The organism is Nocardia sp. NPDC050718 (assembly GCF_040654235.1).
Classification (GTDB): domain Bacteria; phylum Actinomycetota; class Actinomycetes; order Mycobacteriales; family Mycobacteriaceae; genus Nocardia.
Genome location: NZ_JBFAHQ010000001.1, coordinates 1,302,861 through 1,327,697, shown reverse-complemented (window position 1 = coordinate 1,327,697; position 24,837 = coordinate 1,302,861). Strand labels below are relative to the sequence as shown.

The window sequence follows — 24,837 nt, the reverse complement described above, 5'->3', positions numbered from 1 at the left end:
GCGCCCCCGGCGGAGACCGCGAAACAGCCGGAAAGCGAACGCTTCCCGGCCGTATCCGCGCTCGGTGACCTAGACCGCCGCCGCCTCGAGCTCCGGCTCCGGCGCATCGGCCTTCACGTCCCGCATCAGGATGACCGCGAGCACCGCGGCGGCGACCGAGGCCAGCGCGCCGACGCCGAAGGTGACCTGCATGGCGGTGCAGAAGGCGTCGCGGGCCAGCCCGATGACGGTGCCGTCGCCGGTACCGAGCGCACCCGCGATCGACTCCTTGGCCGCGGCGGGCGCCGAGTCCGGCATGGCACCGGCGAAGGTGCCCGCCAGCACCGCGCCGAGCACCGCGACGCCCAGCGCCGCACCGGCCTGCTGGATGGTGTCGTTGAGCGCCGAGCCGACACCCGCGTGGTCCTCGGGCACCGCGCTCATCAGGGCCCCGATCGCGGCGGGCATCGCCAGGCCGCCACCGGCACCGAGCAGCGCCATCGCGACGGCGGGCAGGGTGAAGCTCGCTCCGGCGTCGAGGGTGGCCAGCACCGCGAAGCCCGCGGCGACCACGATCAGACCCGCGATGGTGACGATCCGCGCGCCCAGCTTGCCGACCAGCACCGCGCCGATGCCGTTGGCCACCAGCAGGGTGACGGCCATCGGGGTGAAGGCCAGCGCGGTCCGCATCGGCGAGTAGTCGAGCACGAACTGCAGGTACTGGGTGAGCACCAGGACCAGGCCGCCGTTGGCGAAGGTCACCAGGACCAGCGAGAAGCTGGAACCGGTGAAGGTGCGGTTGCGGAACAGCTGCAGCGGGACCATCGGCTCGTCGGTGCGCAGTTCGCGGACCACGAAGGCGCCGAGGGCGAGCACCGTGACGGCGAAGCCGGCCAGCACGTCACGATCGGTCCAGCCCGCGTGCGGCACCGAGATGATGGTCCACACCAGCGCGGTCATGCCGATGATCGAGGTCAGCATGCCGGGAATGTCGGGCCTGCGCCACGGGCCCTTGGACTCGGGCATCAGCACCAGCGCGGCCACGATGGCGACCACCGCGATCGGCACGTTCATCACGAACACCGACCCCCACCAGAAGTGGTCGAGCAGCACGCCGCCGACGACCGGGCCGCCGACCATGCCGACCGTGGCCACCGCGCTCCACGCGCCGATCGCCTTGGGTCGTTCGTCGTCGTCGAAGACGGTGATGAGGATCGACAGCGTGCTCGGCATGATCAGCACGCCGCCGATGCCCATCAGCGCGCGGCCCGCGATCAGCAGTTCGGCGCTGGTGGCGTAGGCGGCCAGCAGGGACGCGCCGCCGAAGAGGACCAGGCCGATCACCATCACCAGCTTGCGGCCGAACCGGTCCGAGAGGCTGCCCGAGGTGAGCAGCAGGCCGGCGAACACCAGCAGATAGGCGTCGATGATCCATTGGATCTGCTGCGCGCTCGCGTCCAGATCGGTGGCGATCTGCGGGATGGCGACCGTGAGAACCATGTTGTCCACGATCAGCACCAGCGAGCTCAGGCACAGCACGATCAGGATCAGCCACCGGCGGGGGTTGCGGACCACCGGATCGGTGGCAGCCGTTGCGAGCGGGTCCATCCTGCTCTCCTCTCGAGTATCGCCGCACAGCGTGCGGTCATGTCGAACACTGTACGATCACGGAACGCTGTGCGCAATAGGAACGGCGTGCGTGATCCGTACACCGTTCCTTAGGGGCTATGCTGTGCGGACACGCGACGTGGAGACCGACATCACCAGCACAGGAGGCAGCGATGGCCGCGGGCAGCACGAACTCGACCGAGATCGCATCGGTGTGGACCAGGCCGACCCGTGAACGCCGAGATCAGCCCGCGCTGAGCCGAGATCAGATCGTCGACGAGGCGATCGCGCTGCTCGACGAAGAGGGTTTCGACGCGCTGAGCATGCGCAAACTCGGCGCGCGCCTCGGCGCCGGAGCCACCTCGCTCTACACGCACGTCGCGAACAAGGACGAGCTGCTCGAGCTGGTCGTCGACCAGGTCATCGGGGAGGTGCCGTGCCCGGAGCCGGACCCGGCGCACTGGCGCGAACGGGTACACGCCCAGGCCGACGGACTGCGCGCGACGCTGCTGGCCCACCCGTGGGTCACCATCGTGTTCGGCAACGCCGCGCTGACCTACCTCGGCCCCAACATGATGCGGCTGACCGACTCGATGCTCGGGCTCGTCGAGGCGGGCGGTTTCTCCGACGAGGTCGTCGACGCCACCACCAACACGGTCTTCCGGTTCATCGTCGGCTCGTGCGCCAACGAGGCCGCGATGCTGATGACGATCGCCCGCAGCGGACTGCCCACCGACCAGTGGGTCGACCAGGTGATGGCGGCCAGCGTCGCGGCCTCGGCCGACTTCCCGCGCCTGCACCGGCGCTACGTCGACCAGCGCGAGGAGGTCGTGGCCGAGGCGGCGAGCGGGGTCGTCAACCGGTTCACCCAGGCCATCGACCTGATCCTGGACGGCGCCGAGACCCGCCGCTGACCACTCAGGCCCGGAACAGCCCCACGTTGGAGCGGTAGTACAGGTAGGCGGCGGGCGCGAGCACCCCGCAGGCCAGCAACAGCAGGGTGCGGCCGTCGCTGCCGAGCAGGATGTCACCGCCCGGACCGCGCGAGGCCGCCACCAGGAATCCGAAGACCCACACCACGATCGGCGCGAAGGCGAAGCCGAGCCGCGAGGTCACCGACTCCATGCCGTAGACCAGCCCCACGTTGATCGGCGCGGCCAGCAGCGCCGCCACCGGCAGCGCCACGGCACCGACGTAGAGCGGCAGGAACAGCACCTCGAGCGCCAGCGTGATCAGCGCGTCGACGAGCAGCAGCACCACGATCAGCCCCGAGATCACCGGGTCGAACCGGGCGGGCAGGCGCACTGACCGCAGCACGGCGGTCGGCGTGCCTGCGGGCTGATGGGAGTCGGTCACCATGGGGGCGAGTCTATTCGGCCGGGCGGGCAGACCACGCCGCCGTCGGCAGCCGCCATCAGCCGACGCGTGTCCGGCTCAGTCGAGCCCGGCGAACAGGTCGTGCTCGAAGCCGTCGGCACCGACCTGCCCGCGGGTGCCGCGCACGAGCGTGAAGTGTTCCTCGGGCAGCACCGGCAGCGCGATGTTGTTGGACAGGGCGAACTCCCGGCCACTGGGCGCGACGGTCACCTGGGTGGCGTGCGCGCGCATGGCGGCGCGTTTGGCGGAGACCGCGTCGGCGACATCGACCACGGTGGTCACGCCGGTCGTCGTCATCGCGGCCAGTTCGGCCTCCACCGGCAACCGCCAGCCAGCGGGCAGGGCGCCGGGCAACTCGTCCACGGTGCGGCGGGCCAGCGCCGCGGTGTGCTGGCGCAGCAGGTCGCCATCGGTGACGGTCCAGTAGAACTTGGGCACGTCCCAGCCCCGCGCCGCGGCGGCTTCGACCGCGGCGGTGGTGATCTCGTGCGCGCGGATGTGGTCGGGATGGCCGTACCCGCCGCGCGGATCGTAGGTCACCACGACGCGCGGCTTCAGCTCCAGCAGCACCTCGACCAGGGCCTCGACCGCCGCGTCACCGGAGTTCACGAAGGCCCGCGGATGCGCGGCCGACGGGGTGCCCGCCATGCCGGAATCGCGCCACCGGCCGGCACCGCCGAGGAACCACGGCGCGCCCGCGTCCAGCGCGGCCAGCGCCGCGGTGAGTTCGGTGATGCGGTAGCCGCCGAGCTGGTCGGCCTCGGCGGCGACCAGGCCCGCCCAGCGCTCGCCGATGACCTCACCCTCCTCGCCGAGCGTGCAGGTCACCACGGTGACGGGGACGCCGCGCTTGCGATAGTGCGCGATCGTGCCACCGGTGGTGAGGGTTTCGTCGTCGGGATGGGCGTGCACCAGCAGCAGGCCGCCGGTCTCGCGGGTCGAATGCGTCATGGGATCCTCCGCCATTGCGCCGTGTCGCCGAAGATGCCGACCTGGATCGCGCCGGCCATCGAGACGCCGTCCACCCGCGGACCCGCCGCGGCGACGACGTTGTCCTGCACGATCGGCAGCACCGTCGACAGTTCCCACAGCTTGGGCTCGGCCTCGGCCAGTACGCGCGGCACCTCGACACCGCGCAGCGCCTCGTCGATCGAGGGTTGCAGGGACGGATCGCACACGCCGCCGATATTGCTCGGCGCCTTGCGGTACGCCTCGGCCGCGGCCAGCGCCTTGCTGTCGGCACCGGGGAGTTCCGGCGGCGGGCAGCCGTAGCGCGAGGCCAGCACCGTCGCCGGGTCGTCCCCGGCCAGTTCCCAGCCGACGATGGCGTCGATCGCGGACTCGGTGAGGTCCTTGCCGTACAGCTCGTCGGCGGGCACACCGCGCACGGTGGCATCGATACCCGCGCTGCGCAATTGGTCGGCGGCGGTGTTGGCCACCGCCAGCGTCGCCGCGTCCTCGTTGACGGCGCCGATCCGCACCGACAGGACCTTGCCGTTGCGCGCGACCGAGCGCGGGCGCGGCGCCGGCGAGGTCGGCGAGCCGGTCTGCGGGGTCTCCGGCGCGCGGCCGAAACCGGCCTCGGCCAGCAGCGCGAACGCCTCCTCGGTGCTCAGCCGCGGCGGCGCGGTCGGCACGTAGCCGGGACTGGACGGCGGAAGGACCTGGGCGCGTGCGGGTTCCACCCAGCCGCCGGTCTGCGCGCCGACGGTGGCCAGCAGCGCGGGATCGAGCAGCGCGAGCACCGCTTTGCGCACGCGCGGGTCGGTGAGATCGCCCGAGCGGCCGTTGAGCGCCAGTTGCAGCTCGCGGGCCTGCGGCATGATCGTGGTCCGCACCGAGGGGATCGCGGCGAGCTGGGCCTGGGTCGCGACACCACCGTGCACCAGCGCCATCTGGGCGTCGCCGGTGCGCAGCGACTCGGCCAGCTGCGAGGGGGTGCCACCACGGCGGAACAGGATCTGGTCCGGTGCGGCCGGGGTGCCCCAGAAGCGGTCGTTGCGCTCGAGCAGGATCTCGTCGCGACCGCGGTCGACCGACTTGATGGTGAAGTTGCCGCCCGAGACCGGAATCCGGTCGACCAGGCCGCTGGTGAAGCCACCCGGCGAATCCTTCACCAGGTGCGAGGGCAGCAGGTTCGAGAACAGTTCGCGCCAGGCCGGATACGGCTGGGACAGCGTCACGGTCACCGTCTTGCCGCCCCCGGAGGACGCCACGTCCGAGATCAGCCGGTAGCCGGCCGGATCGACCACTCCGGGCTGCGTCGTCATCTGCTGCCACAGGAACCGGAAGTCCTCGGCCGCGATCGGGGCGCCGTCGGACCAGTTGGCCTGGTTGCGCAGCGTATAGGTGATCGTGAACGGTTCCTGCGCGGTGACCTCGGCCGACTCGATCAGCGAGGCGTCGGGCACCCAGTCGACCACGGCCGGATGCGCCTGCGCGGCCACCGGCCGGAACGGGCTCGGCAGCACCATCGAACTCACCGCGTTGGTGGCCGGCGACTGATCCGAGCGCAGATGCGGATTGAACCCGATGCCGATGTCGTCGATCGCGACCACGACCGTGTTCTTCCCCGGCTTGGCCTGGGTGGTCTTGGGCGAATCGGTGCTCTCGATCGGCGGCGGTGGATTCGCGGTGCAACCGGCGAGGACCGCCGTCGAGGCCGTCATCGCCATCACCGCCACGCGCCACCTCGCGCGTCTGACCCCCGAACTCACTCTGGCACCCTACCTCGCTCATCTGCCCGGAGCCCGGCACCGGTCACTGCGGAAACGACAGTGGGACGGTACCGAAGTACCGTCCCACTGTCAGAACCCGATCAGGAGTTGCTCACCGCGCGGTCGCGCGCCTTGCGGCGCGACAGGTCGCGAGCACGCTCGTTGGCGCCGAGCACCACCTTGCGCACGCGGACGACCTCCGGGGTGACCTCGACGCACTCGTCGCCGGCGCAGAACTCCATCGCCAGCTCGAGGTCCAGGGTCAGCGGCTTGGCCAGGGTCTCCATCACGTCGGCGGTCGCGCTGCGCATGTTCGTCAGCTTCTTCTCGCGGGTGACGTTGATGTCGAGATCCTCGGCACGCGGGTTGATACCGACGACCATGCCCTCGTAGGTGTCGGCACCCGGCTCGACGAAGAACTGACCGCGGTCGGCCAGCTGGATCATCGCGAACGGAGTGACGGAGCCGGCGCGGTCGGAGACCAGCGAACCGGTGTGGCGGGCGCGGATCTCACCGGCCCACGGCGCGTAGCCGTGCGAGACGGCGTTGGCGATGCCGGTGCCGCGGGTCTCGGTGAGGAACACGGTCCGGAAGCCGATCAGGCCACGCGAGGGCACGATGAACTCCATGCGCACCCAGCCGGCGGCGTGGTTGCTCATCTGCACCATCTTGCCCTTGCGGGCGGCCAGCAGCTGGGTGATCGCGCCCAGGTACTCGTCGGGGCAGTCGATGGTCAGCTCTTCGAACGGCTCGTGCACCTTGCCGTCGACCTGCTTGGTGACCACCTGCGGCTTGCCGACGGTCAGCTCGAAGCCCTCGCGACGCATCTGCTCGACCAGGATGGCCAGCGCCAGCTCACCACGGCCCTGCACCTCCCAGGCGTCGGGACGGCCGATGTCGAGCACGCGCAGCGACACGTTGCCGATCAGTTCCTGGTCCAGGCGCGACTTCACCATGCGGGCGGTCAGCTTGTGGCCCTGCACCCGGCCGACCAGCGGCGAGGTGTTGGTGCCGATGACCACCGAGATGGCGGGCTCGTCGACGGAGATGCGCGGCAGCGCGACCGGGTTCTCGATGTCGGCGAGGGTGTCGCCGATCATGATGTCCGGGATGCCCGCGATGGCGACGATGTCACCGGCGACGGCGACCTCGCCGGGCTGACGCTCGACACCGATGGTCTGCAGCAGCTCGGTGATCTTGACCTGCTTGGCGCCGTCGGCGTTGATCCAGGTGACGTTCTGGCCCTTGCGCAGCTCGCCGTTGTGCACGCGCACCAGCGCCAGGCGGCCGAGGAAGGCCGAGGCGTCGAGGTTGGTGACGTGGGCCTGCAGCGGCGCCTCCGGGTTGCCCTTGGGCGCCGGGATGTTCTCCATGAGCACGTCGAACAGGGCGTCGAGGTTCTCGGCGGCGGGCGCCGATCCGTTCTCGGGACGCTCCTTGGAGGCCTTGCCCTCACGGCCGGAGGCGTACAGGACCGGCAGGTCCAGCGCCAGCTCGGCGGCTTCGGCGGCCTCGTCGTCGAGGTCGGAGGCCAGGTCGAGCAGCAGGTCGTGCGACTCCTCGACGACCTCCTCGATCCGGGCGTCGGGACGGTCGGTCTTGTTGACGACCAGGATCACCGGCAGCTTGGCCGCGAGCGCCTTGCGCAGCACGAACCGGGTCTGCGGCAGCGGGCCCTCGGACGCGTCGACCAGCAGCACGACACCGTCGACCATGGACAGACCGCGCTCGACCTCACCACCGAAGTCGGCGTGGCCGGGGGTGTCGATCACGTTGATGACGGTGACGGAGCCGTCGGGGTGATGGCGGTGGACCGCCGTGTTCTTGGCGAGAATGGTGATGCCCTTCTCGCGCTCCAGATCTCCGGAGTCCATGACCCGGTCGACCAGCTCGGCTCGCTCAGCGAACGCGCCCGACTGACGAAGCATGGCGTCGACCAGCGTCGTCTTGCCGTGGTCGACGTGGGCCACGATGGCGACGTTGCGAAAATCGCGTGTAGACGACACGCCTCAATCCTCCTGCTGTTGGTGTATTGGCGCGCATTCATCTGGCATCGCGGCCTGTTACACCCTACCGGTACCGGAGTGGCACGCACGTGTCAGGCTTTGTACTTAGGGTACGCTAACCCGCATGGGCAAGGTGAAGGCTAAGAAGGTGTCGAGCCTGAAGCCGAAGAAAAAGTGCTGCAGGAAGAAGACGCGGTGCTTCAAATGTCCCGTCGTCATCATGCGCATGAAGAAGGCCGAGGCCGCCGGAGTGTGCGGCAAAGATCTCAAAAAGGCGCTGGAGAAGGCGCGCGCGGCCTGAGGCGGATGACCACGGGCGATGCGTGCTGCCCGAACCAGGCGTAGAACTGCAGGTATGGGTACTCCGAAACCGGCGTTGCTCTCCGATCCCGAGATCACCATCGCCCTGGCCACTCTCCCGGAGTGGTCCCGCGACGGTGACGCGATCACCCGCACGGTGCGGGCCGAGTCGTTCCCCGCAGGCATCGAACTGGTCCGCAAGGTCGCCACGGCGGCCGAGGCGGCCGACCATCATCCCGACATCGATATCCGATGGCGCACACTGCGATTCACCCTGAGTACGCACTCGGCCGGTGGCCTCACCGCCAACGACACGGCCATGGCGCACACCATCGACGACATCGTCGGCGGCTGAGTCCTCAGCTGGTCGCGGGGACTTCGGCACGGCGGCCGAGCCCGCGCGCCTGGGCGCGCAGGGTCTCGCGGCCGTGCCAGATCAGCCAGCCGAGCAGCACGAACACTCCGATCACGTCGACCGCGCCGAGCCAGGCCAGCGGCCACGGCCGGGGAATCGTCCAGATGGTGGGCTGCGCGAACGACAGCACCCAGGGGACGCCGATCAGCATCGTCAGCACCCAGAAGCCGGCGATGATCCGCGCGACGCGCTCCCCCCGCAGCGGCCCGTAGAGCAGCCACAGCACGGTCGGGATCAGCCAGACCCAGTGGTGCGACCAGGAGATCGGCGAGATCATCAGCCCGAACAGCTGCACCAGCACCAGGGTGCCGAGCCGGTCGTCGGGGCCGAGCGTGCGCCAGGCCAGGACCGCCAGCACCGCCGTGACCAGCACCGCGGCGATCCACCACGGCCCGGACTGCACGTCGTAGCCGAGGATCCGGCTCAGCGTGCCGCGCAGCGACTGATTCCAGACCGAGCCGACCGGCCCGATCCGGTCCGCGTCACCGAGCAGGGTGCCGAAATACCGCTTCGCCTCGTGCGCGTTGATGAGAAAGCTCACAGCGACGGTCAGCCCGAAGGCCGCCGCCGACCACAGCACCGTCGCCCAGCGGCGGCGGGCCACGAAGTACAGCCCGGTGATCGCGGGCGTCAGCTTGATGCCGGCGATCACGCCGACCAGCGTGCCCGAGATCCACCAGCGCGCACTGCGCACCGCCAGCATCGCGCCGAACACCAGGAACACATTGACCTGGCCGTAGTCGATGGTGGTGCGCACCGGCTCCAGCCAGACCCCCAGCGCCGTCCAGCCGACCGCGGCGGTGATCCAGCGCGGCTGCCGGGCCCGGTCGGCGCCGAGCAGCAGGTCGAAGCTGATCCGGATCACGCCGTAGAGCGCGGCGACGGTGGCCAGCATCCAGCCGACCGCGACCGCCGAGAACGGCAGATAGTGCAGCGGGAAGAAGACCAGCGCGGCGAACGGCGGATAGGTGAACGGCAGCGGGAAGTCCGGCGTCTTCTCCGCGTAGGTGAAGTCGTAGAGGCGATCGGTGAGCAGCGCGGCCGACCCGTCCACATAGACGTGCAGATCGACGACATTGAGGCCGTTCTTCGCGAACAGCATCCAGCCCAGCCTGGCGAGCACGGACAATCCGAGCAGCGCGAGAGCCCATCGGAGGTGTCGGTTCAATGCCAGGCTTTCGGTCGAGTGGGCGGCGTCGCGGTGCTTTCCTCACCTTAACCGGGCGGGCGCGGACAGCCGCGCGCACGGCCTCACGCGCGGGCGCGCGACACCATCGGTAACATTTGCATCAACATCCCCAGGTGTAACACCGGTGGGGGTTAGCGTCGATGAACACGGCCGCCGGTTCGCCGCCGACGGCCGGGCGGCTGTACAACACGGCAGCGATGTCCTTAGAGTGACCCCGACATCGAAGGGCTCGACACCCCTCGCCCCATCGCAACACCGAGGTAAGGACGGCTAGACAAGTGCTTCGTAGCCGAGGATCGCGGATCGCAACGACCGCATTCGCCATTGCGGCAAGCGCCATGCTCGTCGCGCCGGCGTCGACCATCGCCGCTCCGGCGCCTGCCCCGCAGGCCGCGCCGATCAGCGTGCCGATGGTGCCCGAGGGCGTCCCGGTCGACGCGCTCGCCGCCTTCGCCCCCGCCGTCGCGGGCCTGATCGCCGGCCCCGCCGACGTCGCGAGCCCGCAGACCGCGCTGCTCGATCAGGCGCGCGCCCTGCTGGCCACCCTGAACCTGCCGCCCGCCATCAAGTCGACGCTCGAGCGGATCATCACCTTCCTCGACGGCAGCGGCGGCGGTGGCCCGGAGATCCCGCAGGACGGCCCGGTCATCGCCCAGTTCCTGTACCCGACGATCGGCAAGGGCTGCATCGGCGACGGCGCCGACTCGGTCGGCACCGCGCTCGCGGTCGCCGGTCCGGCGCAGCTGCCCCCGCCCGGCGTCGCCGCCGGTCAGGCCGGTTTCGTGTTCACCGCGCTCGGCACCAAGGCGCCGACCGCCGAGCAGAACCCGCCGATGACGGTGCAGTGGCTCAACCTCGACACCCGCCAGTCCGCGATCCAGACGCTGACCGACGAGGCCAAGATCAACCCCGGCGGCCCGGCCACCCTGTCGGCCATCGCCAGCACCGGGCACGGCCGCGTCGTCGCCGTCGTCTCCGGTTCGCTGACCACGCAGGCCGAGGGCGCCGCCCCGCGCACCTGCAACTTCCTGCCGACCCTGGGCTTCTTCACCGTCTAGGTCCGCGACACACCGAGCCCGGTCCGTTCCCTCGGGAACCGGCCGGGCTCTGTCGTTGTCAGCGGGTTCCCGCGAGCACCGCGATGTGGTAGACCGAGAACCATGGCGACCACGCAAGGTTCACCCCGCGCCGCTCGGTCGATCCGCAGTCGGCGGTCCAGCCGCTCCATCCTGTCCTATCGATCCGAGGGTTCGATCCTGTCGATCGGGTCGGCGTATTCGATCCTGTCGATCGGCAGTGTCGGCTCGGTGCTGTCCGTCGGTTCGGTCGGCTCGTTCGGCTCGGCGATCTCCTCCGGCTCGTTCCTGAGCCTGGGCTCGGCGCTGTCCGGCCTGTCCCGCTGGTCACTGCTGGCGTGGCGGGGCGTGCTCGCCGAACCGGAGGGCAGGCCGACGCTGCGGGTCATCCCCGACGACGAGCCGGACCTGCGGCTCGCGCCGACCTGCCACTGCCAGACCTAGCTCACCACTGGCCGTAGTCGGTGGCCAGCACCCGATTCAGGTCGACGCCGATGCCGTCGATGTCGCGCTTGTCGATCTCGAACTGGTGCAGCTGCGCGCCGGGGTGCACATAGCCCTTCGGTGTGCCCCAATTGTGCTGCCAGAACCAGGAACCCAGCCCGGCGTCGAGCGCGCGGTCGATGGTGGGGGTATTGGCGTAGATGCCGACGAGGTCGGCGCCGAGCACCGACTGCCACCCCTCGATATACGGGGCGATCATCTCGTCGAACTCCTCCTCGGACGGGTTGTCGTCGATCGAGGCGTAGATCGGCGCGGTGTCGGGACCGCCAGCGGCGGTGTGTAATTCCCAGCCGCGCTCGGCGTGCCGCTTGCCCGCTTCCAGGCCGCCGCGCCAGTCGGCCGTCGGGCCCTTGCCGAACTGATAGTTCGACACGATCGACAGCCCGGCCGCCCACAGGTCCTCGACCTCGGCCGCCAGCAGCGGTTTGCCTTCCATCCACTCCGCACCGGGCCTGCGGTCGGACACATACCGGATCACCCCGATGTGCCCCGCGGCGCTGATCGACTCGGCCGAGGGCACCCCGGCGGCGTAATCGACCAGCGTGCCGAAGGATTGGGCGGCCGCGGGCGCGGCGGAGGTGGCGGCCAGGCCGAGCCCGACCGTGGTCGCTGCGGCGGCGAATCCGAAGAACTCCCGCCGGGTCACCGGAACAGAACGCATCGCAGAGCTCCTTCGCGCAACCCGACCCTCAACCGGCAGCGTGCCCGGCGCGCCTTCCCCGAATCCCGCGCGCCGGGAGCCTCGAACGTGCACTCATTTCACCACAACCACAGGAGAACCGCCAGAACCAAAGGTCACTTTCGTCCCAGCTGTCACACGGGTCAGGTGGCGCTGTCGATGGCCGCGCCCACGTCGATCGTGCGGGTCGACGGGTCGGCCAGCTCGGTGCTGACCACGGCGACGACCTGCGCCACCACCTGCCGCTTGATCCCGGCCAGCCGGGCCAGCGTGGCCGCGCGCAGCCCCTTGGCGGTGAACTCCATCGAGATGTCCTCGACCGCGGGCGGCGGCACATCGATGACGATCTGCAACGGCTCGGCGGCCTTGGCCGTGAGGACCAGTGGAATCTCCAGGTCGGCGCGGTAGTGGTTGGCCTTGAGCACGTCGACGGTGATGTCGAGGCCGACGGGCAGGGTCATGTCGAACACGCGCGGGTCACCCGGGTCGCCCACCCCGCGATCGATCACGCGCGGCTGCTCGATCGCGCCGCGCACGGTCACCGTGGCCGCGCCGCGCGGGCCCTCCGAGAGCGGCCCGACCACGATCTCGCTGCCCGCCATCTGCGCGACGACGTCGTGCACGCGGTCCCTGGTGACGATGTGGGTGAAGAACCGCAGGCCGAACTCGCGGAAGTCGATCCACTCGAAGACGGTGTCGTTGCGGTGCGGCGAGCGGTAGCCGTCGAGGATGGCCTCGATGTCGAAGACCCGCTCGGAGCGGACCTTCGGATCGCCGACGATGGCGTTCACCCGGTTCGCGACCTCGCGCTGCACGAGACCGGCGATCGGGTCGAGCAGCATCTCCCAGGCGGTGTCGATGGCCTCGGCACGCAGGGTGAAGCTCACGTCCCTGGCGGTCACTGGCGCCACGTCGATCACCACCAGCAGTGGTTGCGCGGTGCGCGCGTGCAGGTTCAGCCCGATCTCGACCACGGCGGCCAGGCGCAGTTTGCGCCCGCCGAGCACGAGGTTGACCGCCAGCGTGAGCGGTACGCGGACGTTGAAGGCCAGCGCGTCACCGGGATTGCGGGTGACGGCGGGGGTGCCGAGGGTGCCCTCGGCGACGAATCCGGCCAGTCCGGCGGGGCCGAGGGAGAACGGCCCGATCGTGACACCGCGGCCGGTCATGCCCGCGACCGCCGCGGCGATGCGCTCCTCGGTCACCGCGTAGGTGACGAAGCGCTCGCCGAAATCGGCATAGTCGATCCACCTCGGGTCTCGACGAGCGTCCTCGGTCACCTTCGCGCGCACATCGGACACCGTACGTGACGGAGGGAAACCCCCGGGTAATGGCACAACTCCCCCGTCCTGCCGATGAGGGGGAAGCAGGACGGAGGGGTCGGCCGGGGCGCTGCCGGGCGCCACCGCTTCCATCGTACGGGTACCCGCGTGGTACCGCCGTCCAGGTTCATGGCAGTTGTCTTGAGCGACAATCGATTTCAGAAACGCCCATAACCGACCAGATCAGCGGTTTCGGCCGGTCGGATGGTCCGCACCCGTACCCCGCCCAGTTCGTTGCCGCCGATCGTGGTGATCGTGTCGCCCTCGGCCTTCAGCACGATGTTGGTGTGCTGGCCGAGCGGGCTGTCCGGGCCGTAGAGCACCACATCGCCGGTCCGGGGCCGGTAGCCGACATTGCCGGGGGTGAACCGGCCGACCTGCTGGTAGTACTCGGTCAGCGTGTAGACGCCGGGGATGCGCCAGGACCCGGAATTCGGATTGGCCAGCGGCCTGCCCGCCGCGCGCATCGTCCAGCTGACGAAGTCGGCGCACCAGGCCTCTTCGACGCCCTCGGCGTACTTCGTGCCCGCGCCGGGGCGGTCGTATTCCTGGCGCAGCACGTCGACCAGGGCGATCTGCTGTTCGTCGAGGTGCTCGCTGTCCAGCGCGGGGAACTGCTCGCCCCAGTCGTGCTGCCACCACACGAGTCCGACGACGACGACCGCCGTCGCCGCGAGCAATCCCGAGATGCCGAGCGCCCAGCGCCCCCGGCGACCGGTACGTTCGGCTTGCAGTTGCGTCATCGCCCCCCGCTTTCGATCTGTCTTCTGTCCTCTAAGACGAACCGGAGGCGGTCGCGGTTCCCGGATCGGGAAGCGAATTTGTGTGCTCCGGAGCGGGCCGGGCGGGAGACGATCACCGGGTGGACCCCTGCGCCACCCGGGTATCGGCTCGCTACCGCGCTCTCGGCGCGCATCCAGCGTGCGTGCCGTCCCCTCCGGCGACGTCCACGCGCGGGGCGCGGACGTGGTTGCGAACACGTACCGCTCCGGAACACACAGTCTTGACCAGCGCGTTCACCGGCCTGGATCACCGGGAAGCGATGGACAGTCAGCCGGGCGCTGTCCCGTCCGGCTGTGAGAATTTTTGCGAACGCTTTACTGTCGGTCAAGCTAGACGACTGTCCCAGTTTGTCCCAATGATTGCCCGAAGGGATCGCGCGTGGAAGATCCGCATGCGCCGATCGCGCGGTACCTCCGCGAACGACGCGAGACGGCCGGCCTGACCAGAACGGCGCTCGGCGGCCTCGCCGGCGTCTCACCGGCGCTCATCCAGAAGATCGAGCAGGGCACCCGCTCGCCCACGCTGGAGGCGCTCACGGCACTGTGCCACGCGCTGCAGGTCCCCGACCTGATCCGCGACCACCTGGTGTCGCTGTCGCTGTCGCACCGCTTCGACAAACCCGAGCCGCCGGTGCAGACCCCGGTCTCGGCGACCGATCAGCTCCTGCTCGACAGCTTCGCGTATCCGGCCAGCATGCAGCGGTTCCCGACCTTCGACGTGCTCGCCGTCAACGACGCCTGGGCCCGGCAGTTCCCCGGGCTGGAGCCGGGCACGACCCTGCTGGAGTGGATGCTGCTGCACCCGGCGGCGCGGACGGTGGTCCTGCACTGGGAGCGGCAGATCCACATGAGCGTCTACAGCTTCCGGGTGATCAGCCCCGGCGTGGTGCCACAGGCGCGGATCGACGAGCTCATCGCGTCGTGCGCGCGGGCGCCGGAGTGGCAGGCGCTGTGGTCGACGGAGCCGCCGCCGCCCTACGGCATCGAGTCGCCGGAGCTGGTGGTCCGGCATGTCGACACCGGCGAGCCCACCGCGATGGCGATGCACAACCTCGATTTCACGTTGCCACAGCGCACCTGGTCGCTGGTGGTCATGGTGCCGAAGGGGACCACCTAGTCTCTTTCCATGGCCACGCCGGCCGCCCGCCCCGAGTCCACCGGCCCGAAAGAGGAACTGCGACGTTGGAGAATCCGCATCCGCCGATCGCCCGGTACCTGCGCGAACGCCGCGAGTCGGCGGGCCTGACCCGCGCGGCGCTCAGCGCCGTCGCCGGGATCTCGCCCGCGCTCATCCAGAAGATCGAGCAGGGCACCCGGCCGCCGACCCTCGAGGCGCTGACGGCGCTGTTCGACGCGCTCACCGTCCCCGATGTGATGCGCGATCACCTGATCTCGCTCGCGATCGCGGCCCGCTACGAATCCGTGCCGCTACCCCTGGTGCGTCCGGCCGACCTGGTGTTGCTCGACGGGATCACCCATCCGGCCAGCCTGCAGATGCACCCGACGTTCGACGTGGTGGCCACCAACGCGGCGTGGCGGCAGTGGTTCCCCGGCCTGGAGGCGGGCGCCTCGATGCTCGAGTGGATGCTGCTCGACCCGCGCGCCAAGACCGCGCTGGTGGACTGGGACGAGCAGACCCACATGTGCATCTACGGTTTCCGGCTCATGGGACCCGGCCTGGCCCCGGAGCGCCGGATCGCCGAGATCGTCGAGACCTGCGCGCAGGCGCCCGAGTGGACGAAGTTCTGGACCACCGACCCGGCCGGGGCGCACAGTCTCGACGGACCGGTCATGTACCTGCGCGACCCGGCGACCGGCGCGACCACCGCGATGACCGTGCACTCGCTCGGCTCGTCGCTGGTGCCGCGCCGGGACTGGTCGCTGGTCGTCTACGCGCCGATCCCGGCCGGCTGAGCGTCAGTCGGTCTTGCGGACCGGGATGCAGGCGGTGAGCACGATCGCCACCGCCGCGCCCGCCATCGCGATGAAGAAGGCGGTGTGGAAACCCTCGCGCGAGGGCAGCACGTGCGGGCCGAGCTGCATGGTCATGTGCGCGAGCACCACGCTCATCACCGCCGCCGAGGTGGAGGTACCGATCGAGCGCATCAGCGAGTTCAGGCCGTTGGCCGCGGCCGTCTCGCTGATCGGCACCGCGCCCATGATCAGCGCGGGCATCGCGGCGTAGGCCAGGCCGACGCCACCGGCGACGATCACCGCCGACAGCACGATCTGCCAGACGCTGTCCATCATCACCACCGCGCACAGGTAGCCGATGCCGATCACCGCCGAGCCGAGGGCCAGCGTCAGCTTGGGACCCTTCTTCGCCGACAGCCGCGCGGAGACCGGCGAGAGCAGCATCATGACCAGCCCGGTCGGCGCCATCGCCAGACCGGCGACGACCATCGACAAACCGAAGCCGTAGCCGGTCGCCTCCGGCGCCATCAGCAGCTGCGGGAACGTCAGCGACATGCCGTAGAGCGCGAACCCGACCGCGATCGAGGCCAGGTTGGTGAACAGCACCCGCGGCCGCGCGGACACCCGAAGATCGACCAGCGGCGCGGACTGCCGCAGTTCGTAGAGACCCCAGAGCAGGAAGCTCGCCAGCGAGACGGCGAACAGCGACAGGATGGACGCGCTGGCCCAGCCCCAGTCGGCGCCCTTGGTGATGCCGATCAGCAGCGTGAGCAGGGCGATGGACAGACCGATCGCGCCACCGAAGTCGAAGCGCGCGGGCGTGCGCACCGGCGACTCCGGCACGAAGACGAACACCAGCACCGCGCACAGCGCACCGAGCCCGGCGGCGGTCCAGAACAGCACGTGCCAGTTCGCGTTCTGCGCGATGACGGCCGCGAACGGCAGCCCGATCGCGCCGCCGACGCCCAGGGTCGCGCTCATCACGGCCATCGCGCCGCCGACCTTCTCGGCGGGCAGCTCGTCGCGCATGATGCTGATGCCCAGCGGGATCGCGCCCACCGCGGCGCCCTGTAGCGAGCGGCCGACGATCTCGGGCAGCAGCGAGGAGAAGCTCGCGCAGATCACCGAGCCGACGATCATGAAGCCGAGATTGACGACGAGCACCAGCCGCTTGCCGAACATGTCGCCGAGTTTGCCCGAGATGGGCGTGGAGACCGCGCCGGCCAGCAGGGTCGCGGTGACCACCCAGGAGGCGTTGGACGCCGAGGTGTTCAGCAGGCCGGGCAGCGACGGGATGATCGGGATGACCAGCGTCTGCATGAGCGAGACGACGACACCGACGGTACTGAGCACCGCGATGAGCACGGCCGGCGTGACGCCGCGGGTTTCGGGAGGGGCCGGCGTGACGTCGGCTGCGGTAACGGACACGTTATGCACCGTACACAGCATGTGTATAGTACACAATTTGGATTCGCGGTGATCCACGCGACATAGTTGGCACATGTCCGATTCCGGCCCCGCCGACGACACCCCGTTCACCCGCCTGGTGTTCGAGCTGAACCTGATCTCGCGCCACTTCCCCACCACGACGCGCCGCCGCCCCGGCTTCGCGCTCGACCGCTCCGCGTTCCTCATCCTCACCCGCCTCGACCTGGGCGAACCGCTGAGCCTGCGCGAACTGTCGGAGGCGTTCCAGCTGGACATCTCCACCATCAACCGCCAGGTCGGCGCGATGCTGAAGCAGGATCTGGTCGAGCGGGTGCCCGATCCGGAGGGCGGCGTCGCCAGGAAGGTGCGCGCGACCGCCGAGGGCAAGGCCGCGCTGGCCGCCGATCAGAAACACCGGGCCGCGGGGATCGGCGTGGTCGTCGCCGACTGGGACGCCGAGGACGTCGCCGAATTGAGCAGGCTCATGCAGAAGTTCAACCACTCGGTCGAGCGGATCGAGGAAAACCCGTGGCCGAGACCGCCGCGCGCGCACGACTGAGCGCGCTAAGCTCCGCCGCGTGGTCACTCAACGGTCTACCCGCCCGAGCTGGCTCGCCTGGGACAACTACTTCGTCGGCGTCGGCGGATTGGTCCTCGGCCTGTGCTTCGGCACCTGCGCCGCGCTGATCGCCGGCCCCGGCCGCAATCTCGCGGCCGTCGTCCTCGTCGTGCTCGCGGTGATCTGTGTCCTGCCCGCGCTGCTGCGCGCCGTCGCCGAACTCAGCGTCTGGGTCCGGCTGGCCGTGCTGATCATCGGCTTCGCGCTGCTGCTGCCCGCGATCGCGCTCAGCCCCGACGTGCGGGACTGGGCGGCGGAACGCTGGGAACGGGCCTGGAAGTAGCTGTCCTACAGCTGATTACGCGGCACCGCGAGCAACATCTGGATCGCCTTCTGGATGAACTGCGACGACTGCCAGGTCAGGTAGGCACCCGCGGCGCCCGCCGCGGCCGCGCCGCCCGAGGATCCGCCCGCCGAGCCCGAGGCCAGATCCGCCGAGCCCGTGGCCGAACCGGTCGCCGAGCCCGAGCCGGGCAGCGCCGAGGCGGGCGCGGCCGCGCCGAGCAGCCCGATCGTCATGGCGACGCCCACCAGGGCGGCGCGCACTGCGTACTTGGACGTTTCCCGACCGGACACCATCAGCTGAATCCCACTCTCCGAAAAGCACTGCGAACATGCAGTATTCACGCCGAATACACCCGCCAAACCCGATTCGCGTGGATTGACCATTTCGCACGGTTCTCGGCGGGTATTTTTCGGCGATACGGCCCGACCCGTGTTCATTCTCCGCCGGACCGGGCATCGTCGACAGACCACGGATCTCGGGGCAGACCCGAACACCGGTGTGGGTCAGCGCCTCCCGAGGTGAGCCGAGGCCGTCGGCTCCATGGTCAGCGGGCGGCCGCCCGGCGTTCCCGCGCCGCCTCCTCGAATCGCTCCGCCCGATCGCGGACGAGGTCGGCCGCCTGCGCGCCCCGCGCCCACGCGACATCGAGCAGATGCGCGCCCCGCTCCCGCGCGGCCTCGGCCAGCACCGGCCCACGCTCCCTGGCCACCTCGGCAAGATGCGCGCTCCGCGCCCTGGCCACCTCCGCCAGCGCGGGACCACGCTCCTTGGCCACCACGGCCAAATGCGCACCCCGCTCCCGCGCGGTCTCGGCCAGCTCGGGGCCACGCTCCCTGGCCACCTCGGCCAGCTGCACGCCCCGTTCCCTGGCGGCCTCGGCCAGCTCCGGACCACGCTCCCTGGCGACCTCGGCCAGCTGCGCACTCCGTTCCCGCGCGGCCTCGGCCAGCTCCGGGCCGCGCTCCTTGGCGACCTCGGCCAGCTGCGCACCGCGCTCCCGGGCCGCTTCGGCGAGCTGCGGGCCACGATCGCGGGCGATCTCGGCGAGTTGCGTGCCCCGCTCGTCGGCGACTTCGGCGAAGTGCGCGCCCCTGACCTTGGCCGCGCCGACGATGGCCGCGCTCTCGGCCGCCACCCGCGATTCCCGGCTCGACAGCGCCTGCCTGGCCCGCCAGCCCAGCGACGGCTTGCCCGCCGTATCGGACGCGGTGATCAGCAAGCCGCCGAGCAACCCGAGATCCTTGAGGAACCCGGCGCGCTTGGCCGCCCGGCGATCCGGGTCCGGCTCGGCCCAGAAGTCCTGCTCGGTGACGGTGCCGGGGATCACCGTCGCGGCCAGCACCATCGCGGCCGGGCGCGGTGCGCGGCCGCTGGCCAGCAGCACGCCGCCCGCGATCTGGGTGACGGCATTGACCTTGACCAGGCGGCCCGGGTCGTCGGGAATCCGCGCGGCCAGCGCATCGGGCAGGCTCCCCCGGCTCTGCTCGGCGAGCGCGGCCGCGGCCGCGGCCCGCGGTTTCGGATGCAGCAACGCGTTGACACCACCGGCGACGAACGTCGCCGCCAACAGGGTGCGGGCAACACGGCGGACTGGCTTGATCGGCATCGTCTGATCCCTTCGTCTACGACTGGGGAGAACGGCTCCTCCCCATTCGACTACCCGGGACCCCGCACCACAAACGATCCACACAACGATCCGATCACACCGCGCTAGCGTCGATGCCGTGTCCGACACCACCGTTCGCACGGCCTACGCCGCGATCCACGAGCTCTACATCGACCTGTTCGGCAGCCCCGCCGACCTGCATCCCGACGACGCCGACCTGGCATTACGCCATCTCGCCGACGCCCCCGGCCCGGTCCTCGATCTGGGATGCGGTCCCGGCCACTTCACCCAGTTCCTGCACGCGGCGGGCGTCGCCGTCACCGGCGTCGATCTGGTCCCCGAGTTCATCGCCCACGCCCGCTCGCGCTACCCGGACGTGCCGTTCCGCGTCGATTCCCTGCGCACCGTCGACGCACCGACCGCCTCGATCGGCGGCGTGCTCGCGTGGTTCTCGCTGATCCACTTCACCCCGGCCGAACTGCCGGCGATCCTGGCGGAGTTCGCCCGGGTCCTCGTGCCCGGCGGGCGCCTGGTGCTCGGCTTCTTCGACAGCGCCGAGCAGGTCGAGGTGTTCCCGCACAAGGTGACCGCGGCCTATCGCTGGCCGGTCGACGAGCTGGCCGAGGTGCTGCGCGCGGCCGGTTTCACCGAACGGGAACGGCTGCAGCGCCCGGTCGAGGGTGATGTCCGCCCGCTGGCCGCGCTGGCCTGCTCACGCGCTCATCGGTAGTTCGGGCTGGGCGGGCAGCCGCACCGAGGTCGCCCTGACCACCCGGAACTGTCCCGGCGTCATGCCGGTCTCGAGCTGGAAGGCGCGGTAGAACTGCCGCGCCGAGGAGAATCCGCTGGCCTCGGCGATCCTGGCCACCGACCGCGCCCGGTCGCGCAGCAGCAGCTGGCGGGCGTGGCGCACCCGCATCCGGCGCAGCATGGCGGCCGGGCTGGTGCCCAGCGACGCGAAGGCGCGGTGCAGGGTCCGGCGCGAGACCAGGCAGCCGCGCGCGATGCCGTCGACGGTGAGCAGCGGATCGGTGAAGTGCCTGCGCAGGAACACCAGCAGCTGGCCGCGCGAGAGGACCCGCGCCTGCCGCACCACCGTCCGGCGCGCGGAGGCGGCGACGATCGAGCGCACCAGATCCAGCCCGCCCGCCGCCAGCGGCCCGGCCTGCTCGGGCTGCGGCAGCGCCACGACACCGGCGAAGAACCGGGCGATCACCTCGCCGGCACCCGCGGCCGGGATGTGCAGCGGCAGCGCCGCGCGGAACGCCGGGCTCTCGGCGAGCACCTCGGCGGGCAGCCGCAGCACGACCTGGGCCCACTCGCCGTGCATGGCCCACCGGAAGGGCTCGCTCGCGCGGTACACGATCAGGTCGCCGGGACCGACCTGGATGGTCCGCCCGGCGTGCGCGAGCTCCCCGGTCCCTTCGAGCTGGATGCTCACCAGCAGTTGGTCGCCGCGCGGTGCCGACTCGCGCGGCGCGCGCCGCAGCGTCTGCCGCCCGGCTCGCAGGATCGTCAGATCGAAGCCGGGGAACCGGTGTGATTCGATCCGTCCCGTGCAGCTCGGCTCCGCGCCGGACTCCACCAGGACCGGGACGACGGCCTGCGAAACCCGTCGCGCCCAGTCCTCTCCAATGCACATCTCAGATGCCCCCTGACCCAACACATTTCGTGATTCGGACGGTTATCCGGTGGTTTCTCCCTCGAGATCACCTCTGCGCCAAAGGTTTTCAGATGGCAGTGACCCACACCAACCGAGCGGCCGGAATCCCCGCCACCGCGATAGTGAAATCTTCAACAAATAGCGCGCGGACATCGCTGTTCGTGGTACCGACAAATAGCTTCGGCGCGTCGGGTGTGATCGACATCAAGGCGGTAATATCCGCTCCATGGTGGACGAGCGTTCCCGCTCGGCGCACGAGAGCGACAACGAGCTGACGCCACGGGAGCGACTGGCCTGGCGCACCTACCTCGCCGGAAAGTCCAATCTCGACGAGGTCGTCAACCGCCAATTGGAACAGGGCCACAACCTGAGCTTTCCCGAATTCCGGATTCTGCTCGCCCTGCACCGCGCACCCCAGCACGCCCTGCGCATGAGCGTGCTCGCCGACCGGGTCCACGTCTCCCGCGGCCAGCTGACCCACCTGGTCCGCGCCCTGGAAGCCCGCGATCTGGTCCTGCGCAAGCCCGACCCGCACGACCGCCGCGGCGTCGTCGCCCATCTCACCCCGACCGGCAGCCGGACCGTGGAAGCCGCGCTCCCCGGTCACGAGAGAATAGTTCGGGACCACTTCGTCGAACCCGTCACCGACATCGCACTCGATACCGTCGCCGACGCCTTCGGGCGCATCGCCCGAAATACGACGGAATTGTCGGCGGGCACCGGAAAAGGCTCCGGAAAAGTCCGCCGGGAACCGACTGATTCGAATAAATGAATAGGAACTCGGTCGAGTTCAGTTCGGCTGGTCGGCGGTAGCGCCGAGGACGCCGCGCACGACGCTTTCCAGCGCCTCGGCGGTCTGGTCGAGCGGTCGGGTGCTGCGCTGCGCACGGCACAGCGCGACGGTGCCCTCGATGGCGGCGACGATCAGGGTGGCGGTCCGCTCGGCGGCGTCGTCGGTCGCGCCGTGCTCGCGCAGCGCGTCGGCGAGCAGAACGGTCCAGTGGCCGAACGCCTCGGCGGCGGCGCGGCGTGGTTCGTCGTCCTCGTCGGGCTGGTCTTCCACCGACACCGCCAGCACCGGACACCCGGCCCGGAAATCGCTGTCCACCAAGATCTTTCGCCACATGGCCACGAACGCGCGCAGGCCGTCGACCGGACCGGCAGGCAACTCCGCCGTCAGTTTGCGCACCGTCAGCGCGTCCGCCAGCCGCACCGCCTCGGCCGCCAGCTGCGATTTGCCGCCGGGAAAGTAGTGATACGTCGAGCCGAGCGGCGCGCCGGAGTGTTTGGCCAGCTCGCGCACGCTGGTCGCGTTCAAGCCGCGACGCCGCAGCATGTCGGCGGCACCGGCCACCAAGCGATCACGCGCATCCGACTGCGCCATCCCACACCTCCTTGACCATAACGACCGTCATAGCGTACCGTCCGGGACTTATAACAGTCGTTATAACGGAGGTGTTCCCATGCCGATGATCCAGCTCACGCTGCCCGCGGACGTCCTGTCCGGCGCTGCCCGGCAGCAGTTGCAGAAGACGCTCGCCACCACCCTGCTCACCTGGGAAGGCGCACCGGACACGGCGTTCTTCCGGGCCCAGGCCTGGTGCCTGATCCACGAGGTGCCCGCAGGCGCCTTCGGCACCGCCGAGGACGACCTGCCCCGCTTCCGGGTCGACGCCACCGTCCCCGCGGGCGCCCTCTCCGACCGCCGCAAAGCCGGTCTGGTGCGGCAGGTGACCGACGACGTCCTCGCCGCCGCCGGCCTCACCGAGGCCGACGCCCTCCGGGTCTGGGTCCTCATCCACGAACAGCCCGAGGGCACCTGGGGCGCGGCGGGCAACATCATCCGCTTCGCCGAACTGAAAGCGCTCGCGGCCCAGGCCCGCGGCTGATGCGGGAGCTGCACCTCGTCCGCGCCAACCACCTGGCCTGGCGCGAACGACCCGATCCGGTCCTGGAAGGGCCACACGACGCGCTCGTCCGCCCGTTCGTCGCCGCCCGGTGCGACGGCGACACCATGCCGATCCATCGCCACGTCTCCCGGGCCATGCAGGTCGGCGTGCGGGCCGGATTCATCGATCCGGTGGTCGCGAGCATCTGCGGTGACGTCCCGTTCCGCGGTCCGTTCGCGATCGGCCACGAGTGCGTCGCGGTGGGCGCCGAGGTCGTCGACTACGTCGATCACCGGCCCGAACGCGCTGAAAATCGGTGTCTCTCATGTCCGCCCGCATCTGCCGGACCTGCTCGCCTTCGTCGCCGAGACCGGGTTCCCGGCCGAGGAAGTCACCACCCTGCTGGCCGACTGGGACGACGCGCCCGCGGCCTACCGCGCCCACACCACCAAGCTCGTCCTGCATCGGGCGCCGCTGGGAGTGTCGGCGTAGCGGCGGATCAGGCCGCCAGCGCCAGGCTCTCGACGTCGAACCGGTCGGCGCTCGCGCGGGCGACCAGGCGCGCGACGGCGTCGGTGACCTGCGCGGGCTGCTCGAGGATCACCGAGTGGCCCGCGCCCTCGAGCTGCACGAAGTCCGCGTAGTCGACGGCGGCGGCCATGGCGATCGAGTGCGACGGCGGCGTCATCAGATCGGCGGAGCCGCACAGGATCAGCGTCGGGATCGTCGACAGCGTCGGCAGCGCGTCGGTGCGATCGAAGACCTTGAAGGAGCTCAGGAAGGTCGCCATCGTGACGATCGAGGTGGCGTTGTGCATCGCCTCGGCCAGTGCCAGCACCCGCGCGCTGACCTGGCGATCACCGAACTCGGCGGTCCGCACCACCGGCGCGAAGACCTTGCAGGCCAGCAGCTTCGCGCGCTGCATCAGCCGCGGCGCGCGCCGGACGGCGGCCTGGAAGACACCGATGATCGGGTTGCGCAGCAGCCGCCCGAAGCCCGCGTCGGCGAGCCCGTTCGCGGCGGTCGCGACCAGCCCGACGCCGACGATGCGGGTGCCGACTTCCTCCCGGTACTGGCTGACGTAGGTCAGCACGGTCATCCCGCCCATCGAGTGGCCGACCAGCACGACCGGTCCGGTCGGGGCGACCGCGTCGAGCACATCGTGCAGGTCGCGGCCGAGCTGTTCGAGGGTGTAGGTCTGGCGCGGCGCCATCGCCGAGTCGCCGTGGCCGCGGTGGTCGTAGCAGACGACCCGCGCGCCGGGGTGCTCGCGCAGCAGCGTGTCACGCACATCGGTCCAGGACTCGGTGCGCAGGCAGTGCCCGTGCAGGAGGACCACGGTGAGGTCCGCGTAGCGCTGTCCGTATTCGCGGACCGCGAGCTCGACCCCGTCACCGGTGGTGACCGTGAACCGGCGCTCCGCGTTGGCGGTGATGCTGATCGACATCGGGACCTCCGGATCGGCTGACGGTGACAGG

Annotated in this window: 28 protein-coding genes and 1 pseudogene; 13 read left to right on the top strand and 16 right to left on the bottom strand. The window is 70.4% G+C overall.

Annotation, left to right across the window (positions count from 1 at the left end; genetic code table 11):
• Positions 1-69 precede the first annotated feature (69 nt).
• Positions 70-1,587: an MFS transporter gene (locus AB0H54_RS06190; RefSeq protein WP_357343146.1), complete on the bottom strand. Its 1,518-nt coding sequence runs from the start codon at positions 1,585-1,587 to the stop codon at positions 70-72.
• Between the two features lie 173 nt (positions 1,588-1,760).
• On the opposite strand from AB0H54_RS06190, the gene AB0H54_RS06185 reads away from it, so the two are divergent.
• On the top strand, positions 1,761-2,501 hold the full coding sequence (locus AB0H54_RS06185) for a TetR/AcrR family transcriptional regulator C-terminal domain-containing protein (protein WP_357343144.1): 741 nt from the start codon (positions 1,761-1,763) through the stop codon (positions 2,499-2,501).
• A 4-nt stretch (positions 2,502-2,505) separates the two neighbouring features.
• Here AB0H54_RS06185 and AB0H54_RS06180 read toward each other — a convergent pair whose 3' ends face one another.
• The 4 genes from AB0H54_RS06180 to typA all read right to left on the bottom strand — a co-directional run bounded on the left by AB0H54_RS06180 (position 2,506) and on the right by typA (position 7,687).
• Entirely contained in the window at positions 2,506-2,946 is a 441-nt protein-coding gene (locus tag AB0H54_RS06180; protein ID WP_357343142.1) for a hypothetical protein, read from the bottom strand.
• A gap of 75 nt (positions 2,947-3,021) precedes the next feature.
• Positions 3,022-3,915: an N-acetyl-1-D-myo-inositol-2-amino-2-deoxy-alpha-D-glucopyranoside deacetylase gene (mshB, locus tag AB0H54_RS06175; protein WP_357343140.1), complete on the bottom strand. Its 894-nt coding sequence runs from the start codon at positions 3,913-3,915 to the stop codon at positions 3,022-3,024.
• A complete protein-coding gene (locus tag AB0H54_RS06170) occupies positions 3,912-5,633 on the bottom strand; it encodes an ABC transporter family substrate-binding protein (protein ID WP_357343138.1) in 1,722 nt (573 codons plus the stop codon). The genes mshB and AB0H54_RS06170 overlap by 4 nt, the downstream gene beginning before the upstream one ends.
• 149 nt (positions 5,634-5,782) lie before the next feature.
• Positions 5,783-7,687, bottom strand: a complete 1,905-nt coding sequence (gene typA / locus AB0H54_RS06165; protein WP_357343136.1) for a translational GTPase TypA — start codon at positions 7,685-7,687, stop codon at positions 5,783-5,785.
• 124 nt (positions 7,688-7,811) lie between these two features.
• Between typA and AB0H54_RS06160 the strand changes: the two genes are divergently transcribed.
• Positions 7,812-7,988, top strand: coding sequence for a hypothetical protein (locus tag AB0H54_RS06160; RefSeq protein ID WP_355276409.1), 177 nt, complete (start codon positions 7,812-7,814; stop codon positions 7,986-7,988).
• Between the two features lie 54 nt (positions 7,989-8,042).
• On the top strand, positions 8,043-8,342 hold the full coding sequence (locus AB0H54_RS06155; RefSeq protein ID WP_357343134.1) for a 4a-hydroxytetrahydrobiopterin dehydratase: 300 nt from the start codon (positions 8,043-8,045) through the stop codon (positions 8,340-8,342).
• A 4-nt stretch (positions 8,343-8,346) separates the two neighbouring features.
• On the opposite strand, the pseudogene AB0H54_RS06150 reads toward AB0H54_RS06155, so the two are convergent.
• A pseudogene (locus AB0H54_RS06150) lies at positions 8,347-9,579 on the bottom strand (mannosyltransferase); the annotation flags it as partial.
• A gap of 350 nt (positions 9,580-9,929) precedes the next feature.
• On the opposite strand from AB0H54_RS06150, the gene AB0H54_RS06145 reads away from it, so the two are divergent.
• Entirely contained in the window at positions 9,930-10,649 is a 720-nt protein-coding gene (locus AB0H54_RS06145; protein WP_355276413.1) for a hypothetical protein, read from the top strand.
• A 102-nt stretch (positions 10,650-10,751) separates the two neighbouring features.
• Positions 10,752-11,111: a hypothetical protein gene (locus tag AB0H54_RS06140; protein ID WP_355276415.1), complete on the top strand. Its 360-nt coding sequence runs from the start codon at positions 10,752-10,754 to the stop codon at positions 11,109-11,111.
• 1 nt (position 11,112) lies between these two features.
• Here the strand turns inward: AB0H54_RS06140 and AB0H54_RS06135 are convergent, their stop codons facing one another.
• The 3 genes from AB0H54_RS06135 to AB0H54_RS06125 form a co-directional block, all read right to left on the bottom strand.
• Positions 11,113-11,832: a DUF1906 domain-containing protein gene (locus AB0H54_RS06135; RefSeq protein ID WP_357343131.1), complete on the bottom strand. Its 720-nt coding sequence runs from the start codon at positions 11,830-11,832 to the stop codon at positions 11,113-11,115.
• Between the two features lie 161 nt (positions 11,833-11,993).
• The gene (locus AB0H54_RS06130) at positions 11,994-13,142 is read right to left on the bottom strand and encodes a hypothetical protein (RefSeq protein WP_357343129.1); all 1,149 of its coding nucleotides are present in this window, start codon (positions 13,140-13,142) and stop codon (positions 11,994-11,996) included.
• Positions 13,143-13,330: 188 nt separating this feature from the next.
• A complete protein-coding gene (locus AB0H54_RS06125) occupies positions 13,331-13,915 on the bottom strand; it encodes a CHAP domain-containing protein (protein WP_357343127.1) in 585 nt (194 codons plus the stop codon).
• Between the two features lie 418 nt (positions 13,916-14,333).
• Between AB0H54_RS06125 and AB0H54_RS06120 the strand changes: the two genes are divergently transcribed.
• Complete coding sequence (locus AB0H54_RS06120) at positions 14,334-15,071, top strand: helix-turn-helix domain-containing protein (protein WP_357343125.1); 738 nt, start codon at positions 14,334-14,336, stop codon at positions 15,069-15,071.
• Between the two features lie 65 nt (positions 15,072-15,136).
• Positions 15,137-15,868: a helix-turn-helix domain-containing protein gene (locus tag AB0H54_RS06115; protein ID WP_357343123.1), complete on the top strand. Its 732-nt coding sequence runs from the start codon at positions 15,137-15,139 to the stop codon at positions 15,866-15,868.
• A gap of 3 nt (positions 15,869-15,871) precedes the next feature.
• On the opposite strand, the gene AB0H54_RS06110 is transcribed toward AB0H54_RS06115, so the two are convergent.
• A complete protein-coding gene (locus AB0H54_RS06110) occupies positions 15,872-17,233 on the bottom strand; it encodes an MFS transporter (RefSeq protein WP_357344218.1) in 1,362 nt (453 codons plus the stop codon).
• Between the two features lie 136 nt (positions 17,234-17,369).
• Here AB0H54_RS06110 and AB0H54_RS06105 point away from each other — a divergent pair, with 136 nt between their 5' ends.
• Positions 17,370-17,855 carry a MarR family winged helix-turn-helix transcriptional regulator gene (locus AB0H54_RS06105; RefSeq protein ID WP_357343121.1) on the top strand — a complete coding sequence of 162 codons (486 nt, stop codon included), beginning with the start codon at positions 17,370-17,372 and terminating at the stop codon, positions 17,853-17,855.
• 19 nt (positions 17,856-17,874) lie between these two features.
• Positions 17,875-18,198 (top strand): hypothetical protein, encoded by a 324-nt coding sequence (locus tag AB0H54_RS06100; protein ID WP_355276427.1) that lies wholly within the window; start codon positions 17,875-17,877, stop codon positions 18,196-18,198.
• Positions 18,199-18,203: 5 nt separating this feature from the next.
• Here the strand turns inward: AB0H54_RS06100 and AB0H54_RS06095 are convergent, their stop codons facing one another.
• Both AB0H54_RS06095 and AB0H54_RS06090 read right to left on the bottom strand, forming a co-directional pair.
• Positions 18,204-18,494, bottom strand: coding sequence for a hypothetical protein (locus AB0H54_RS06095; protein ID WP_357343119.1), 291 nt, complete (start codon positions 18,492-18,494; stop codon positions 18,204-18,206).
• A gap of 251 nt (positions 18,495-18,745) precedes the next feature.
• A complete protein-coding gene (locus AB0H54_RS06090; RefSeq protein WP_357343117.1) occupies positions 18,746-19,807 on the bottom strand; it encodes a DoxX family membrane protein in 1,062 nt (353 codons plus the stop codon).
• A 118-nt stretch (positions 19,808-19,925) separates the two neighbouring features.
• On the opposite strand from AB0H54_RS06090, the gene AB0H54_RS06085 reads away from it, so the two are divergent.
• Positions 19,926-20,537 (top strand): class I SAM-dependent methyltransferase, encoded by a 612-nt coding sequence (locus AB0H54_RS06085; RefSeq protein ID WP_357343115.1) that lies wholly within the window; start codon positions 19,926-19,928, stop codon positions 20,535-20,537.
• Here the strand turns inward: AB0H54_RS06085 and AB0H54_RS06080 are convergent.
• The gene (locus tag AB0H54_RS06080) at positions 20,520-21,449 is read right to left on the bottom strand and encodes an AraC family transcriptional regulator (protein ID WP_357343113.1); all 930 of its coding nucleotides are present in this window, start codon (positions 21,447-21,449) and stop codon (positions 20,520-20,522) included. The two genes, AB0H54_RS06085 and AB0H54_RS06080, sit on opposite strands and share 18 nt — an antisense overlap.
• A gap of 88 nt (positions 21,450-21,537) precedes the next feature.
• Positions 21,538-21,675, bottom strand: a complete 138-nt coding sequence (locus tag AB0H54_RS06075) for a hypothetical protein (RefSeq protein ID WP_357343111.1) — start codon at positions 21,673-21,675, stop codon at positions 21,538-21,540.
• Between the two features lie 21 nt (positions 21,676-21,696).
• Here AB0H54_RS06075 and AB0H54_RS06070 point away from each other — a divergent pair, with 21 nt between their 5' ends.
• The gene (locus AB0H54_RS06070; RefSeq protein ID WP_357343109.1) at positions 21,697-22,242 is read left to right on the top strand and encodes a MarR family transcriptional regulator; all 546 of its coding nucleotides are present in this window, start codon (positions 21,697-21,699) and stop codon (positions 22,240-22,242) included.
• 18 nt (positions 22,243-22,260) lie between these two features.
• On the opposite strand, the gene AB0H54_RS06065 is transcribed toward AB0H54_RS06070, so the two are convergent.
• Positions 22,261-22,854: a TetR family transcriptional regulator gene (locus AB0H54_RS06065; protein WP_357343107.1), complete on the bottom strand. Its 594-nt coding sequence runs from the start codon at positions 22,852-22,854 to the stop codon at positions 22,261-22,263.
• Between the two features lie 79 nt (positions 22,855-22,933).
• Between AB0H54_RS06065 and AB0H54_RS06060 the strand changes: the two genes are divergently transcribed.
• Together AB0H54_RS06060 and AB0H54_RS06055 are read left to right on the top strand one after the other, a co-directional pair.
• Positions 22,934-23,359, top strand: a complete 426-nt coding sequence (locus AB0H54_RS06060; protein WP_357343105.1) for a tautomerase family protein — start codon at positions 22,934-22,936, stop codon at positions 23,357-23,359.
• A 210-nt stretch (positions 23,360-23,569) separates the two neighbouring features.
• Complete coding sequence (locus tag AB0H54_RS06055; protein WP_357343103.1) at positions 23,570-23,851, top strand: hypothetical protein; 282 nt, start codon at positions 23,570-23,572, stop codon at positions 23,849-23,851.
• 7 nt (positions 23,852-23,858) lie between these two features.
• On the opposite strand, the gene AB0H54_RS06050 is transcribed toward AB0H54_RS06055, so the two are convergent.
• Positions 23,859-24,806, bottom strand: a complete 948-nt coding sequence (locus AB0H54_RS06050; RefSeq protein ID WP_357343101.1) for an alpha/beta hydrolase — start codon at positions 24,804-24,806, stop codon at positions 23,859-23,861.
• Between the last annotated feature and the right edge of the window lie 31 nt (positions 24,807-24,837).

Coding starts and splice junctions, on each gene's coding strand:
- AB0H54_RS06190 (WP_357343146.1), bottom strand. CDS start 1,587: ATGGACCCGCTCGCAACGGCTGCCACCGATCCGGTGGTCCGCAACCCC.
- AB0H54_RS06185 (WP_357343144.1), top strand. CDS start 1,761: ATGGCCGCGGGCAGCACGAACTCGACCGAGATCGCATCGGTGTGGACC.
- AB0H54_RS06180 (WP_357343142.1), bottom strand. CDS start 2,946: ATGGTGACCGACTCCCATCAGCCCGCAGGCACGCCGACCGCCGTGCTG.
- mshB (WP_357343140.1), bottom strand. CDS start 3,915: ATGACGCATTCGACCCGCGAGACCGGCGGCCTGCTGCTGGTGCACGCC.
- AB0H54_RS06170 (WP_357343138.1), bottom strand. CDS start 5,633: ATGACGGCCTCGACGGCGGTCCTCGCCGGTTGCACCGCGAATCCACCG.
- AB0H54_RS06160 (WP_355276409.1), top strand. CDS start 7,812: ATGGGCAAGGTGAAGGCTAAGAAGGTGTCGAGCCTGAAGCCGAAGAAA.
- AB0H54_RS06155 (WP_357343134.1), top strand. CDS start 8,043: ATGGGTACTCCGAAACCGGCGTTGCTCTCCGATCCCGAGATCACCATC.
- AB0H54_RS06145 (WP_355276413.1), top strand. CDS start 9,930: ATGCTCGTCGCGCCGGCGTCGACCATCGCCGCTCCGGCGCCTGCCCCG.
- AB0H54_RS06140 (WP_355276415.1), top strand. CDS start 10,752: ATGGCGACCACGCAAGGTTCACCCCGCGCCGCTCGGTCGATCCGCAGT.
- AB0H54_RS06135 (WP_357343131.1), bottom strand. CDS start 11,832: ATGCGTTCTGTTCCGGTGACCCGGCGGGAGTTCTTCGGATTCGCCGCC.
- AB0H54_RS06125 (WP_357343127.1), bottom strand. CDS start 13,915: ATGACGCAACTGCAAGCCGAACGTACCGGTCGCCGGGGGCGCTGGGCG.
- AB0H54_RS06105 (WP_357343121.1), top strand. CDS start 17,370: ATGTCCGATTCCGGCCCCGCCGACGACACCCCGTTCACCCGCCTGGTG.
- AB0H54_RS06095 (WP_357343119.1), bottom strand. CDS start 18,494: ATGGTGTCCGGTCGGGAAACGTCCAAGTACGCAGTGCGCGCCGCCCTG.
- AB0H54_RS06090 (WP_357343117.1), bottom strand. CDS start 19,807: ATGCCGATCAAGCCAGTCCGCCGTGTTGCCCGCACCCTGTTGGCGGCG.
- AB0H54_RS06080 (WP_357343113.1), bottom strand. CDS start 21,449: ATGTGCATTGGAGAGGACTGGGCGCGACGGGTTTCGCAGGCCGTCGTC.
- AB0H54_RS06075 (WP_357343111.1), bottom strand. CDS start 21,675: ATGTCGATCACACCCGACGCGCCGAAGCTATTTGTCGGTACCACGAAC.
- AB0H54_RS06070 (WP_357343109.1), top strand. CDS start 21,697: ATGGTGGACGAGCGTTCCCGCTCGGCGCACGAGAGCGACAACGAGCTG.
- AB0H54_RS06065 (WP_357343107.1), bottom strand. CDS start 22,854: ATGGCGCAGTCGGATGCGCGTGATCGCTTGGTGGCCGGTGCCGCCGAC.
- AB0H54_RS06060 (WP_357343105.1), top strand. CDS start 22,934: ATGCCGATGATCCAGCTCACGCTGCCCGCGGACGTCCTGTCCGGCGCT.
- AB0H54_RS06050 (WP_357343101.1), bottom strand. CDS start 24,806: ATGTCGATCAGCATCACCGCCAACGCGGAGCGCCGGTTCACGGTCACC.